A 13,330-nucleotide genomic window follows, 5' to 3' on the forward strand; every position below is an offset into this window, starting at 1 on the left:
CTTGCCGGTAACTCAGGTGTGCGGAATCGTCATCATGTGAGTATTCGGCGCTTCCGGCTCCGTCCGGCGGCCCCGGACGACGAGCACGACGCCCGCCACGGCGAACACACCGCCCAGCCCGGCCGCCCCGGCCGGCGCGGTCGTGCCGAGCATCGCCAGCCGGTCGCTGTCCGCCGACGCCAGCTCGACCTGCTTGAGCTGGGTCTCCTCGGTGAACTCCACCCGCTTGCTCTCCAGGAGCACGACGGCGTCCTTCTCGGAGCCCGGGGCACGCAGCGTCTTCCTCGGGCCGATCGCCGCGTTCATGATCCGCCCGGTCCGCCGGTCGACCACCAGCTCGATGCCGCTGTTGGAATACCACTCCTCGGCCAGCACCTGGGGGATCTTCTTCTTCCCCACGAGCAGCCCGGGCACCTGGCGCACCCCGGTCCTGGTGGGCTCGACCTCGCCCTTGAAGAGCAGGCCGGAGTAGCCCTGAACCTCCTGCTCACCGGCGTAGGCGAGCCGCACGACCCCGCCGAGCGTGCTGTCCCACCAGCGGTAGGAACGCTTCTCGACGTCGAAGGGGAACTTCAGATAGGCCTCCCCGTCGAACGTCGGGGATTCCTCGCAGCAGTGGACCGGCTCGTTCGTGACCCGGTCGGTCACCCAGCGCTCCAGCGTCCACTGGAGGGCGTCACGGGGGTCCGAGGCGGGCAGGGTGTCCTGGTGGTCGACCGAGGTGGAGACGTCCCACACGGCGTTGCCGCTCTTCTCGCTGTCGGCCACATCCCCGCGCACCTGGCGCGTGATCGTGATCGTTCTGCCCTCGACCGTCTCCACCTCGGACGTGTCGAAATAGCTGCCCGTTCCGGTGAAGACGGTGGTGGTGTCGATGTCGACGGGGGTGCGCTTGGCATGCGGCTGGACGTACCAGACGAGCAGCGGCGCGAGGACGAGCAGGAAAACCCCTGCCCCCAGCAGGACAAGCGACAGGGGTGAAGCGTTGTGGCGCATCCGGGCACTCCTGGGTCGAATCTCTTCGCGGAGGTGCACGGGCCCGGGCCGGTCAGCCCTTGATTGGCGTGAACAGTAAGCAAGCCCTTGACGGAATGTCAATGTGCTGTCGACACTGTGTTCCAGCCGGAGGGGCCCGGCTGACGGGGTGGGGATCGCCTCCAGCAAGGAGCTGACCCGACCATGCGCAGACTCATCGCCGCCGCTGTCACCGTTCTGGTGGCCGCCACACTCGCCGTTGGTGCGGCGGTCGGTGTCGTGGCACTGCTCGACGCCACTCCCGACCAGCCCAATACGCCCCTGATCAGCTATGACACCGCCCCGGCGGTTCCGTGACCCGCCCGGCCTGGCAGGACGTTCCCCGGTCGAAGCTCGACCGTTTCGAGGCGATCGCCCGGTCCGAGGCCCCCGAACTCGCTCAGATGATCCTGTACCAGATTCGCCAGGAATATCCCTATCTGCAGCTGGTCGAGGACGAGTCCGGGGAGCCGCTGGCCCTCGTCGGCATCCGCCGCGCCATCGAAGGCTTCGTCCACAACCTCACCGCCGGCGCCCACCCCCGGGTGCCGCCGGAGATGTTCCAGGAGTTCGGGCGCGGCGAGGGTCTTGAGGGCCGCAGCCTCGACGCGCTCCAGGCCATCTACCGCCTCGGGGTCCGGCTCACCTGGCGCAGGCTCGCCGAGATCGGCCAGCAGGCCGACATCCCCGCGCCCGCCATGTACGAGCTGGCCGAATCGGGATTCGAGTATCTGGACGGGCTCGTGGAACAGTCGGTACGGGGCTACGCCGAGGCGGCGGCCCGGCGCGCCAGCGAACGGCTCCGCCTCCAGCGCCAGCTGATCGAGCTCCTCCTGGTGGAACACCGGGGCGATGTGTCGGTGGCCCTGTCCGAGCGGGCCGCCCGCATCGGCTGGGAGCTGCCGGAGACGATCGCCGTGGGTGTGCTCATGCGCCCGGCCCGCGAGGCCGTGGCCCCGGCGGTCGGGCAGGGCATTCTGCTGGAGATGGAGAGCGAGCAGCCGCGCATCGTCATCCCGGACCCGGACACGGCGGGCCGTGCGGAGATCCTGCGGCGCGCCACGGCCGGCTGGTCCGGGGCGATCGGCCCGGCGGTCCCGCTGGCGGCCGCGGCGACCTCGCTGCGGTGGGCGGAGACCGCGGTCCAGCTGATCAAGAAGGGTCTGCTGCCGCAGGGCGAGGTGCTGTACTGCACGGAGCGGACGGAGGAACTGCTGCTGCTTCCCGCCCAGGAGCTGATCGACGCGTCCGCCCGCCACTGCCTCGCCCCGCTGGAGGGCCTCAGCCCGACCCAGGCCCGGCGTCTGGCCGAGACGCTGCTCGCCTGGATCGAGACGCCCGGCGGCGCCCCGGAGGTGGCCGCCCGCCTCGGCATCCACCCCCAGACGGCCCGCTACCGGCTGCGGCAGATCCGCGAGCTGTGGGGCGACGCCATCGACGAACCCGATCAGCGCTTCGAGATGCTCCTGGTGCTCCGCGCCCGGCGTCTGCGGGGTGATCCGGCCGCCACCGCGGGCTGAACGGCGACCGGGCGGCCGCGACCGGGCGGCCGAACGTCCGCGAACGCCCGGCCGCCCGGCCGCCGGCGCCGTCGACAGACCGCCGGGACGGCCGGCGCTCTCCGGATCAGACCGGGGTGACGTACGCCCCGGCGATCCCGCCGTCGACCAGGAAGTCCGTGGCGTTCACGAACGAGGAGTCGTCGCTCGCGAGGAACGCGACGGCGGCGGCGATCTCGGTCGGCTCGGCGAACCGGCCGACCGGGATGTGCACCAGGCGCCGGGCGGCCCGCTCCGGGTCCTTGGCGAACAGCTCCTGGAGCAGCGGGGTGTTGACCGGGCCGGGGCACAGGGCGTTGACCCGGATCCCGTCGCGGGCGAACTGCACCCCCAGCTCGCGCGACATGGCCAGGACCCCGCCCTTGGACGCGGTGTACGAGATCTGCGAGGTGGCCGCGCCCATCCGGGCCACGAAGGAGGCCGTGTTGATGATGGAGCCCTTGCCCTGCTCGCGCATGTAGGGGATCGCCGCCTTGCAGCAGAGGTAGACGGAGGTCAGGTTGACCTCCTGCACCCGCCGCCAGGCCTCCAGGCCGGTGTCCAGGATGGAGTCGTCGTCCGGCGGGGAGATCCCCGCGTTGTTGAACGCGATGTCGACCGAGCCGTAGGTGTCGAACGCGGCCTTGAAGAGGGCGTCCACCTGGTCGGCGTCGGTGACGTCGGTACGGACGAAGAGCCCGCCCGCCTCCTCGGCGGCCGCCTTGCCGCTCTCCTCGTCGACATCGGCGCAGACGACGTGCGCACCCTCGGCGGCCAGCCGCCGGACGGTGGCCAGGCCGATGCCGCTGCCGGCTCCGGTGACGACGGCGGTGCGGCCGACCAGACGGCGGCAGACGGAAGAAGTGTCGGTCATGGTGCTCAGGCCTCCGTGCTGATGAAGACGTTCTTGGTTTCGGTGAAGGCGGCCAGCGCGTCCGGGCCGAGCTCGCGGCCAAGCCCTGATTGCTTGTAGCCGCCGAAGGGGGTCGAGTAGCGCACGCTGGAATGCGAGTTGACGGAGAGGTTGCCTGCCCGCAGCCCCTGGCTCACGCGCAGCGCGCGGCCGACGTCCCGGGTCCAGACCGAGCCGGCGAGCCCGTAGTCGGTGGCGTTGGCGAGGCGCAGCGCGTCCTGTTCGTCCTCGAACGGCAGGACCACCGCGACGGGCCCGAAGACCTCCTCGACCGCTACGGGAGCCTCGGGCGAGACCCCGGCGAGGACGGTCGGCGGATACCAGAACCCGGGACCCTCGGGAGCCGTTCCGAGGATGGTCCGGGCGCCGTCGGCTCCCCGGCCGCCATCGACGAGCCCCCGGACCCGTTCCCGCTGGACGGCCGAAATCAGGGGCCCCATCTGCGTCTTCTCGTCGGCGGGGTCGCCCACCACGACGGCGGCCACGGCCGGGACGAGCGAAGCGAGGAACCGGTCGTACACGGACCGCTCGACCAGGATCCGGGTGCGGGCGCAGCAGTCCTGACCGGCGTTGTCCAGGAAGGACATCGGCGCGGCCGCCGCGGCGGCCTCCACATCGGCGTCGGCGAAGACGATGTTGGGGCTCTTGCCGCCCAGCTCCAGGGTGAGCCGCTTCACGCGCTCCGCGCAGCGGGTCATGATGTGCTTGCCGGTCCGGGTGGAGCCGGTGAACACGATCTTCGCGACGCCCGGGTGCTCGACCAGGGCGTTCCCGGCCACCGGCCCCTCGCCGGGCAGCACCTGGAAGAGACCCTCGGGAAGCCCGGCCTCCAGGGCGAGTTCGGCCAGCCGGAGGGCGGTCAGCGGTGTCGTCTCGGCGGGCTTGAGCAGGACGGCGTTGCCTGCCGCGAGGGCCGGGGCGAGACCCCAGGCGGCGATCGGCATCGGGAAGTTCCACGGGGCGATGACCCCGACGACGCCCAGCGGCTCCAGAATCGTGAAGTCGATGCCGCCCGCCACCGGGATCTGCCTGCCCAGGAGCCGTTCGGCGCCGCCCGCGCTGTAGTCGAGGAGATCCCGTACGTTGCCGGCCTCCCACCGCGCGTTGCCGATGGTGTGTCCGGCCTCGCGGACCTCCAAGCGGGCCAGTTCCTCGACGTGTTCGTCGACGACGACGGCGAAGCGGCGCAGCAGCCGCGCCCGGTCGGCGGGCGCGGCGGCCGCCCAGCGCCGCTGGGCGGCGGCGGCACGGGTGACGGCGGCGTCCACATCGGTGGCGGAGGCCGCCGGGACGGTGGCGATGACCTCGGCGGTCGCCGGGTCGAGGACGTCCAGGGTGGGTTGTGACACGTACGGACCTCGATCGGGGAGTGGTGTTCAGAGGCGTTCGAAGGAGCGGCGCAGTTCCCAGTCGGTCACCGCGGAGTCGTACGCGGTCAGTTCGACGCGGGCCATGTTCAGGTAGTGGGCGACGACCTCCTCGCCGAACGCCTCCTTGGCGATGGGGCTGGCCTCCCACAGCTCGGCGGCCTCGCGCAGGGTGGTCGGCACCTGGTCGTAGTCCCCGGTGTAGGCGTTGCCCGTACAGGCCTCGGGCAGCTCCAGCCCGTGCTCGACCCCGTACAGTCCGGCGGCGACAAGACCGGCGACGGCCAGGTGCGGGTTGACGTCGCCGCCGGGCAGCCGGTTCTCGAAGCGCATCGACCGCCCGTGCCCGACGACCCGCAGGGCGCAGGTGCGGTTGTCGACGCCCCAGGCGACGGCGGTGGGGGCGAAGGAGCCGGGCTGGAAGCGTTTGTAGGAGTTGATGGTGGGCGCGTAGAGGAGGGAGAAGTCCCGCAGGGCGGCGAGCTGTCCGGCCAGGAAGTGCCGCATCAGCTCGGACATGCCGCCCTCGCCCTCGCCCGCCATCATGTTCGCGCCGTCCGCGTCGGTCAGCGAGAGGTGGATGTGGCAGGAGTTGCCCTCGCGCTCGTCGTACTTGGCCATGAACGTCAGCGAGACGCCCTCCTGGGCCGCGATCTCCTTGGCGCCCGTTTTGTAGACAGCGTGCTGGTCGCAGGTGGTGAGCGCCTCGTCGTAGCGGAAGACGATCTCGTGCTGGCCGGGACTGCACTCGCCCTTGGCGGATTCGACGGTCAGCCCGGCCTCCTGCATCTCGTTGCGGATCCGGCGCAGCAGCGGCTCGATGCGGCCGGTGCCGAGGATCGAGTAGTCGATGTTGTACTGGTTGGCCGGGGTCAGCCCGCGGTAGTCGCGGTCCCAGGCCTCCTCGTAGCTGTCCCGGAAGACGATGAACTCCAGCTCCGTGCCGACCTGCGCCGTGTATCCGAGCTCCGCCAGCCGGTCGAGCTGGCGGCGCAGGATCTGACGCGGGGCCGCCACCACCGGACTGCCGTCGTGCCAGGCGAGATCCGCGATCAGCAGGGCGGTCCCCTCGTGCCAGGGGACGGGGCGCAGGGTGGCGGGATCGGGGACCATGCCGAAGTCGCCGTAGCCGTTCTCCCACGAGGACATCGCGTAGCCGTCGACGGTCCGCATCTCGGTGTCCACGGCCAGGAGGTAGTTGCAGCCCTCGGTGCCGTGCTCCAGGACCTCGTCGAGGAAGAACCCGGCCGCGAACCGCTTCCCCTGGAGCCTGCCCTGCATGTCCGGGAAGGCCAGCACCACGGTGTCCATCGACCCGTCCGCGACCCGTGAGCGGAGCTCGTCGACGCCGAGCGGGGGTGTGCGGTCTGCCACGGGTGCCTCCTTGGGTGAACCGGGAGGCTTAAGGTATGGCAGGGAACCATTGCTTGGGAAGGGGATCGGCCGGTGGCCACCAGGAGAAGAGCGGACGACACCCGTCCGGCGGTAGCGGCGGTGGCCGCGACGGAGGTGGTGGCTGCGGCGGCGGTCGACGCCGCCGGGGGTGTCGGGGGTGACACCGTGACCGGCCCGCAAGCCTCCGTGCTGCGGCCCGTCCGTGCGGGCAACGGCTTCGAGGAGACGCTGGAGCAGCTCCTCCAGCTGCTGCGCCTGGGGCTGGTTCCGCCGGGCGAACGGCTCCCCTCCGAACGCGAGTTGTCCCAGCACCTGAGGATCAGCCGGGTGACGCTGCGCGAGGTCCTCAAGGTGCTCCAGGACCAGAACATGGTCGAGAGCCGCCGGGGCCGCTACGGAGGAACGTTCGTCCTGCCGCGCACCGCGGCCCCCGACGGCGACGGCGAACTGCGCCGCCGCATCGCCGCCGTCGACGTGGAGGACACCCTGCGCTTCCGCGAGGTGCTGGAGGCCGGAGCGGCGGGCCTGTGCGCCGAAGGGCTCCCGGCGGACGGCGCGGCCAGGCTGCGGGCCGCGCTCGACGCGACGCGGGGCGCCAGGCTGGAGGACTACCGCCGCCAGGACACCCTGCTCCACCTGACGCTCGCCGAACTCTCCGGCTCCCGCACGCTTGCCGCACAGTACGCCGCGGTCCGGGCCACCCTCAACGAACTGCTCGACTGCATCCCGCTGCTGGTGCGCAACCTGGAGCACTCCCAGCAGCAGCACGCGGCCGTCGTCGAGGCGGTGCTCGACCGGGACGCGGACGCGGCCCGCGAGACGATGCGCGAGCACTGCGGAGGCACGGCGGCCCTGCTGCGCGGCTTCCTCGCCTGAGCAGGCCTGATCGACAGGGCGTCCCCGGGCGGGTATCCGGCGCGGAGGCGAATCCGCAACGACGCTCCGAATCCGTAACCGCTCTTTAACGCCACGCCCCTTGCGATTCCCCCCGCGTTCCACAAAGGTGTGCCGACGGACCTTTGATCGAAGCAGTTCCCACGATGAAGTCGACACCCATCTGGAGCGCCTCATGGCTCAGGGAACCGAAACACCCGCCGGCCCACCCGGTGACGCGAGCCCGGGGGCGTCCGGCACGGACGCGTATCTGCACCGCAGGACCCTGCGCCGGGGCAGTGCGGGCTGGCTACTGCTGACCGGGCTCGGCGTCGCCTATGTCGTCTCCGGCGACTTCTCCGGCTGGAACATCGGCCTGTCCAAGGGCGGCTTCGGCGGACTCGCCGTCGCCATGGTCCTGATGGGCGTCATGTACGCGTGTCTGGTCTTCGCACTGGCCGAACTCTCCGCCATCCTGCCCACGGCGGGCGGCGGCTACGGCTTCGCCCGGCGGGCGCTCGGCACCTGGGGCGGCTTCCTCACCGGCACGGCCATCCTCATCGAGTACATCCTCGCGCCCACCGCGATCGCGCTGTTCATCGGCGACTACGTCGAATCGCTCGGCCTGTTCGGCCTCACCTCCGGCTGGCCCGTCTACCTCGCCTGCTTCGCGATCTTCATCGGCATCCACCTCTGGGGAGTCGGCGAGGCGCTCCGCTTCAGCCTGGTGGTGACCGCCATCGCGGTGGCCGCGCTGCTGATCTTCGCCGTCGGCGCGTTCACCGAGTTCGACGCGGGCCGCCTCAACGACATCCCGGCGGACACCTCCGCCTTCGGCTCCTCCTCCTGGCTGCCGTTCGGACTCCTCGGGATCTGGGCGGCCTTCCCCTTCGGCATGTGGTTCTTCCTCGGTGTGGAGGGCGTGCCGCTCGCCGCCGAGGAGGCCAAGGACCCGGTCCGCTCGATGCCCAAGGCCCTGGCCATCTCCCTCGCCGTGCTGGTCTTCCTGGCCGTCATCACCTTCATCTCCGCCACCGGCGCCCAGGGCGCCGACGCCATCAAGGAGGCCGGGAACCCGCTCGTCGTGGCCCTGCAGGGGACCGGTGAGCCGACCGCCCTGAGCCGCTTCGTGAACTACGCGGGCCTCGCCGGACTGGTGGCCTCCTTCTTCTCCCTGATCTTCGCCAGCTCCCGCCAGCTGTTCGCCCTCTCCCGGGCCGGTTATCTGCCGCGCTTCCTCTCGCTGACCAACCGCCGCAAATCCCCCTACCTCGGCCTGCTGATCCCCGGAATCATCGGGTTCGCGCTCGCCGCCTGGAGCGGCGACGGCGGCCGGATGCTGAACGTCGCCGTCTTCGGCGCCACGATCAGCTACGCCCTCATGGCCCTCTCCCACCTGGTGCTGCGTCGCCGCGAACCGGAACTGCCGCGCCCCTACCGCACCCCCGGCGGCGCGCTCACCTCGTCCGTGGCCTTCGTTCTGGCATGCTCGGCGCTGGTGGCGACCTTCCTGGTGGACCGCGACGCGGCGTTCATCGCGCTGGGCGTGTACGCGGTGGCACTGGCCTACTTCGCCTTCTACAGCCGTCACCGACTGGTCGCGGGGGCCCCGGAGGAGGAGTTCGCCGCCCTGGCGGCGGCCGAGGCCGAACTCGCCCGCGACTGAGCCCCGCACCTTCCGTCCGGCCGCCCCCACCGATCCAACGAGGAGCACGTTCCATGTCCCGGCCCGTCATCGGCATCAGCACCTACCAGGATCCGGCCCGCTGGGGGGTGTGGGAGATGCCCGCGGTGCTGCTGCCCGCCGGCTATCCCCGCCTCGTCCGGGCGGCGGGAGGGCTCGCCGTGCTGCTGCCGCCCGACGACGCGCGGGACGCGGCCCGGGACACCGTCGCAGCCCTGGACGGGCTGGTGATCGCCGGGGGAGCGGACGTCGAACCGGCGCGCTACGGCGCGGTCGCCGATCCCCGTACCGGCCCCCCGGCCCGCGAACGCGACGCCTGGGAGCTGGCGTTGATCCGGGCCGCGATCGAACGGGAGGTCCCGCTGCTCGGCATCTGCCGGGGCATGCAGCTGCTGAACGTGGCCCTCGGCGGCACCCTGCACCAGCACCTGGACGACCACGCCGGCGGCCTCGGCGTCTTCGGCAGCCACCCGGTGACCCCCGTGCCCGGCACCGCCTACGCGGACGCCGTCCCGGAGACCGCCGTGGTGCCCGCCTACCACCACCAGGCGGTCGACCGGCTCGGCGGCGGCCTGGTGGCCTCCGCCCACGCCCCCGACGGGACCGTGGAGGCCCTGGAACTCCCAGGGCACGGGAGCCTGGTGCTCGGTGTGCAGTGGCACCCGGAGATGGGTGAGGACACCCGGGTCATGGCCGCTCTGGTCCGGGCGGCCACGACCCGGGCGGCCGGGGCGCGGGCGGCGCTGACCCCTCGAACCCCGGACCGGAGAAGTCGGGCCCCGCGAACGCCGGTGAGCTGAAACGGGAGCCGAGGCCCTCGCCCGCACCCGGCGTGGGCGTCGCCGCGCCGGCCAGCTCCTGGAGGAGGAACGGTCTGATCCCCCGGTCGCGCAGCGCCGCGAGCCACGTCTCACGGGCGTCGTCGACGGCGGGGAACCGGTCGGGCACGGTCGCCGCGCCGTCCGCCGACTGCTTCGCCGCCGTGCGGTACAGGGCGACGGCACTGACCAGGGCCGTGACCGCCGCGACCACCAGACTGAACGCGCCGACGCCGACGAGGGTGCCCGCCAGGGAGGGCAGCGCCCCGGCGAGTCGCAGACCGTAGCCCAGCAGCAGGAACGTCGCCGCGGCCACGGCGGCGAGCACCGGCGTCAGCACCCCGAGGACTGCCAGCACCCCGGCCCCCGGCCGCTCCTGATCGCCCGGTCCGGAGAGCGGCGGGCTTCCGGCGTTCTGCCGTCCGCCACGGGCGCGCCGCCGCAGGGCCGCGTAGCGCCGGTACTCGGCGTCGGCCGCGGGCGTCGTGCGTGCCACGGCGGCCAGGCCCCGGACGCGCAGCCGGCCGCCGGGGACTCCCGAGCGTTCGAGCAGGCGTTGGATCTCCGGGGAGGCGATCACCTCGTCGAGTGCGCGTCCGTAGTCGGAGCCGTCCTCGTCCCCGAGCCGGGTGGGTCTGCCCATGCTGTCCCTCGGTCGGCACAGGTGTGCCGACACCTGTGTGATGGATGTTCCGCCCACCGCACCGCGGGGGCGCGCACGTGCCGCGTGCGCACCTCCGCGGCTGTCCGGTGAGGCGTTCGAAGCGTGCTGGAAGGGTGTTCCGGAAGGGTGGTTCCGGAGTGGCTAGAGGTGCTGCACGACCGCGGGCATGAGGTCCTGGAAGGTCCGCCCGTCCGCCGGCGCACCGATCGCGGTCATCTGCCAGCCCGAGCCGGACCGCTGGACCTTGGCCATGATCTGGGCGGTGTGCCGCCCGCCGCCGGTCAGGGTGTACCGGGCCAGCTCCTGGCCGTTGCTCTCGTCGACCAGACGGCAGAAGGCCGCCTCGACCTCCTCGAAGGTCTGACCGGTGAAGGAGTTCACCGTGAAGACGATCTGGTCCACATGGACCGGCACGCGCCGCAGGTCGACGACGATGGACTCGTCGTCCCCGCCCTGGCCCGCCCCGCCGACCCGGTTGTCCCCGGTGTGCTGGACCGAACCGTCGTCACTGGTCAGGTGCTGGAAGAAGACCACGTCCTGCGGGGCCTGGCCCGCGAAGAGCACCGCCGAGGCGTCCAGGTCGATCTCGCGGGCGGTCAGCCGCGCCAGAAATCCCTTACGGGGAGCGGACTTCCAGCCCAGCCCCATCCGTACGACACCGAGCTCGCCGCCGCCGGACTTGGTGAGGCTGACCTGCTGGCCCTTGGTGAGGTTGATCGTCATCGTTCCGCCTTCGGTGACTGGGGGACTGGAGTGACTACGGTAGGGGGCGTGCGCCTCAGGGATCCCGACGGCTCAGAGGCTGACGCCGAAGTCGGCGACGATGCCGCTGAGGCCGGAGGCGTAACCCTGCCCGACCGCGCGGAACTTCCACTCGGCGCCGTGCCGGTACAGCTCGCCGAAGACCATCGCGGTCTCGGTGGAGGCGTCCTCGCTCAGGTCGTAGCGGGCGATCTCCGCGCCGCCCGCCTGGTTCACCACCCGGATGTACGCGTTGCGCACCTGGCCGAAGCTCTGCCCCCGGCTCGCCGCGTCGTGGATCGAGACCGGGAACACGATCTTCGCGACGGTCGCGGGCACCGAGGCGAGGTCGACCTTGACGATCTCGTCATCGCCCTCGCCCTCACCGGTGAGGTTGTCGCCGGTGTGCTCGACCGACCCGTCGGGGCTCCTGAGGTTGTTGTAGAAGACGAAGTGCTCGTTGGACAGCACCTTGCCCGCCTCGTCGCAGAGCAGCGCGCTCGCGTCCAGGTCGTAGTCGGCGCCGGTGGTCGTGCGGACGTCCCAGCCGAGACCGACGAGGATCGCGGTCAGCCCCGGGGCCTCCTTGCTCAGCGAGACGTTTCCGCCCTTGGCGAGGCTCACGCCCATGATGTTCTCCCTTGTGCGGTGACGGGTGTTCACGTGGTGGCGGCCACGCCACGGGTGACGGCGCGGACACTCTGCGACGACGAGAAAAATCTACAGCACTGTAGATTTCCGGCGCCAGGCAGTGTTCGGTCCGCCCCGGCCGGTCGCCGGTGCCTCCGCCGGCTGGATACGATTTCCCGACGCCCGGCCGGCGAGACGCCACAGCAGGGCGGCCGAACGGAGAAGCCGGGCGGACGGACGGAGAGAGGAGTCGGGCCGTGGACGCCGAAGGAGCCGGTGGCGAGCGGGAATCGCCCGCCCGCAGGCGTGGCCAGGGCGAGCTGGAGGCCCAGGTGCTGTCGGTGCTGGGCGGGGCGAGCGAGCCGGTGACCGCCGCCTGGGTGCTGGAACGGCTCGGCGCGGGCCTGTCGTACAGCACCGTCATCACGATCCTGACGCGTCTGCACGCCAAGCAGGCGGTCACGCGCACCGGACGGGGCCGCCCCGTCCTGTGGGAGCCCGTGGCGAACGAGGCGGGGCTCGCCGCCCTGCGGATGCGCCGGCTCCTCGACAAGCAGAGCGACCGGGACGCGGTGCTCTCCAGCTTCGTCTCCGTCCTCTCCTCGCACGACGAGGACCTGCTGCGGGCCCTGCTCGCCGAGAGCGGTCCCGACGACACCGGAACGCCCCCGGACCGGCCGGAGCGCTGACGATGGGCGTCTTCGTCTACCTGCCTCTCGTGCTGCCCCTGACCGCGTTGCCGATCGCGCGCCTGGCCGAACAGCACCTGCACCCCCGCAGGGCCGCCCGGCTGCTGACGACTGTCGCCGTGATCCTCGCCTCCTGCTCCCTGGTGTGTCTGGGACTGCTGGTGGTGGTGGGCACGGCCCAGCTGCCCGGCAACCCGCTGCCCGACGGCTGGTCCGACGCCGAGGTCCGCGAGGCCGTGCCGCACGACGCGTTCGCGGGCAAGGCGTCCATCCTCGCGCTAGTCGTCGTGACGGCGGCCTGCGCGGTCACCGTCCACCGCCACTACCGCTTCCGGGCGCGGGCCCACCGGACGCTCGCGGGCCTGCCGGGCGGCGACGTCGCCGTGCTGCCCGACGACGTCCCGTACGCCTACGCGCTCCCCGGCTCCCCGGGGCGGGTGATGGTCTCCACGGCGCTGCTCGCCTCCCTCGAACCGGCCGAGCACCGGGCGCTGTTCGCCCATGAACGCGCCCATCTGGCGGGACGTCATCACCGGTTGCTGCTCGCGACCCGGCTGGCCGGCTGCGTCAATCCGCTGCTGTGGCCGCTGCTCGGCGCCCTCGTCTACAGCACGGAGCGCTGGGCGGACGAGGAAGCCGCCCGGGTCACCGGCGACCGCCGGCTGACCGCACGCGCGGTCGGCAAGGCGGCGCTCGTCTCCCGCCCGGTGCCCGGCGGCGCGGCCTTCGCCGCCTTCGCCGCGGCGGGGCCCGTACCGCGACGGGTGGCGGCGCTCCTGGGCCCGGTACCGCCGGACCGGGGCTGGCCCCCCGCCCTCACCCCGGCGGGTGTCGCCGCGCTCGTCGCCGCGGCCGGGACGACCGTCTCCGCGCTGTCCGCGCTGAACGCGGCCGTCGCACTGTTCCTCGTCCTGGAGGCGGCGACACCGCTGTAGCCCGGGCGTCCCTCGGGCGGGCGCCCGGCCCGGAATCGCGAAGATCGGCCCGATGTCTGTCGCTACAGG

At 72.2% G+C, this 13,330-nt stretch carries 14 protein-coding genes; 7 read left to right on the forward strand and 7 right to left on the reverse strand.

Annotation, left to right across the window (positions count from 1 at the left end; genetic code table 11):
• Positions 1 to 12 precede the first annotated feature (12 nt).
• Positions 13 to 996, reverse strand: a complete 984-nt coding sequence (gene pgfA / locus D581_RS0114960; protein ID WP_018958028.1) for a cell envelope lipid trafficking protein PgfA — start codon at positions 994 to 996, stop codon at positions 13 to 15.
• A gap of 183 nt (positions 997 to 1,179) precedes the next feature.
• On the opposite strand from pgfA, the gene D581_RS1000000141635 reads away from it, so the two are divergent.
• Positions 1,180 to 1,332, forward strand: coding sequence for a hypothetical protein (locus D581_RS1000000141635; RefSeq protein ID WP_003970781.1), 153 nt, complete (start codon positions 1,180 to 1,182; stop codon positions 1,330 to 1,332).
• On the forward strand, positions 1,329 to 2,534 hold the full coding sequence (locus D581_RS0114970; RefSeq protein WP_018958029.1) for a PucR-like N-terminal domain-containing protein: 1,206 nt from the start codon (positions 1,329 to 1,331) through the stop codon (positions 2,532 to 2,534). The genes D581_RS1000000141635 and D581_RS0114970 overlap by 4 nt, the downstream gene beginning before the upstream one ends.
• 106 nt (positions 2,535 to 2,640) lie before the next feature.
• On the opposite strand, the gene D581_RS0114975 is transcribed toward D581_RS0114970, so the two are convergent.
• The 3 genes from D581_RS0114975 to D581_RS0114985 are packed head-to-tail and all read right to left on the reverse strand — an operon-like array spanning position 2,641 to position 6,206.
• Entirely contained in the window at positions 2,641 to 3,426 is a 786-nt protein-coding gene (locus tag D581_RS0114975; RefSeq protein ID WP_018958030.1) for a 3-oxoacyl-ACP reductase, read from the reverse strand.
• Positions 3,427 to 3,431: 5 nt separating this feature from the next.
• Positions 3,432 to 4,814, reverse strand: a complete 1,383-nt coding sequence (locus D581_RS0114980) for an aldehyde dehydrogenase family protein (protein WP_018958031.1) — start codon at positions 4,812 to 4,814, stop codon at positions 3,432 to 3,434.
• A gap of 27 nt (positions 4,815 to 4,841) precedes the next feature.
• Complete coding sequence (locus D581_RS0114985) at positions 4,842 to 6,206, reverse strand: glutamine synthetase family protein (RefSeq protein WP_018958032.1); 1,365 nt, start codon at positions 6,204 to 6,206, stop codon at positions 4,842 to 4,844.
• A gap of 120 nt (positions 6,207 to 6,326) precedes the next feature.
• On the opposite strand from D581_RS0114985, the gene D581_RS0114990 reads away from it, so the two are divergent.
• The 3 genes from D581_RS0114990 (at position 6,327) to D581_RS0115000 (ending at position 9,584) form a co-directional block, all read left to right on the forward strand.
• On the forward strand, positions 6,327 to 7,103 hold the full coding sequence (locus D581_RS0114990) for a FadR/GntR family transcriptional regulator (RefSeq protein WP_018958033.1): 777 nt from the start codon (positions 6,327 to 6,329) through the stop codon (positions 7,101 to 7,103).
• A gap of 193 nt (positions 7,104 to 7,296) precedes the next feature.
• On the forward strand, positions 7,297 to 8,766 hold the full coding sequence (gene eat, locus D581_RS0114995) for an ethanolamine permease (protein ID WP_018958034.1): 1,470 nt from the start codon (positions 7,297 to 7,299) through the stop codon (positions 8,764 to 8,766).
• 53 nt (positions 8,767 to 8,819) lie between these two features.
• Positions 8,820 to 9,584 carry a gamma-glutamyl-gamma-aminobutyrate hydrolase family protein gene (locus tag D581_RS0115000; RefSeq protein ID WP_018958035.1) on the forward strand — a complete coding sequence of 255 codons (765 nt, stop codon included), beginning with the start codon at positions 8,820 to 8,822 and terminating at the stop codon, positions 9,582 to 9,584.
• Here D581_RS0115000 and D581_RS01000000137265 read toward each other — a convergent pair.
• The 3 genes from D581_RS01000000137265 to D581_RS0115015 all read right to left on the reverse strand — a co-directional run bounded on the left by D581_RS01000000137265 (position 9,472) and on the right by D581_RS0115015 (position 11,637).
• On the reverse strand, positions 9,472 to 10,245 hold the full coding sequence (locus D581_RS01000000137265) for a hypothetical protein (protein WP_018958036.1): 774 nt from the start codon (positions 10,243 to 10,245) through the stop codon (positions 9,472 to 9,474). The two genes, D581_RS0115000 and D581_RS01000000137265, sit on opposite strands and share 113 nt — an antisense overlap.
• A gap of 162 nt (positions 10,246 to 10,407) precedes the next feature.
• Positions 10,408 to 10,989, reverse strand: coding sequence for a TerD family protein (locus tag D581_RS0115010; protein WP_018958037.1), 582 nt, complete (start codon positions 10,987 to 10,989; stop codon positions 10,408 to 10,410).
• A 72-nt stretch (positions 10,990 to 11,061) separates the two neighbouring features.
• Positions 11,062 to 11,637 (reverse strand): TerD family protein, encoded by a 576-nt coding sequence (locus D581_RS0115015; RefSeq protein WP_018958038.1) that lies wholly within the window; start codon positions 11,635 to 11,637, stop codon positions 11,062 to 11,064.
• 257 nt (positions 11,638 to 11,894) lie between these two features.
• Between D581_RS0115015 and D581_RS0115020 the strand changes: the two genes are divergently transcribed.
• Positions 11,895 to 12,326, forward strand: coding sequence for a BlaI/MecI/CopY family transcriptional regulator (locus D581_RS0115020; RefSeq protein ID WP_018958039.1), 432 nt, complete (start codon positions 11,895 to 11,897; stop codon positions 12,324 to 12,326).
• Positions 12,327 to 12,328: 2 nt separating this feature from the next.
• Complete coding sequence (locus D581_RS0115025; protein WP_018958040.1) at positions 12,329 to 13,261, forward strand: M56 family metallopeptidase; 933 nt, start codon at positions 12,329 to 12,331, stop codon at positions 13,259 to 13,261.
• Positions 13,262 to 13,330: the final 69 nt, after the last annotated feature.

The sequence above is a fragment of the Streptomyces sp. CNB091 genome, from assembly GCF_000377965.1.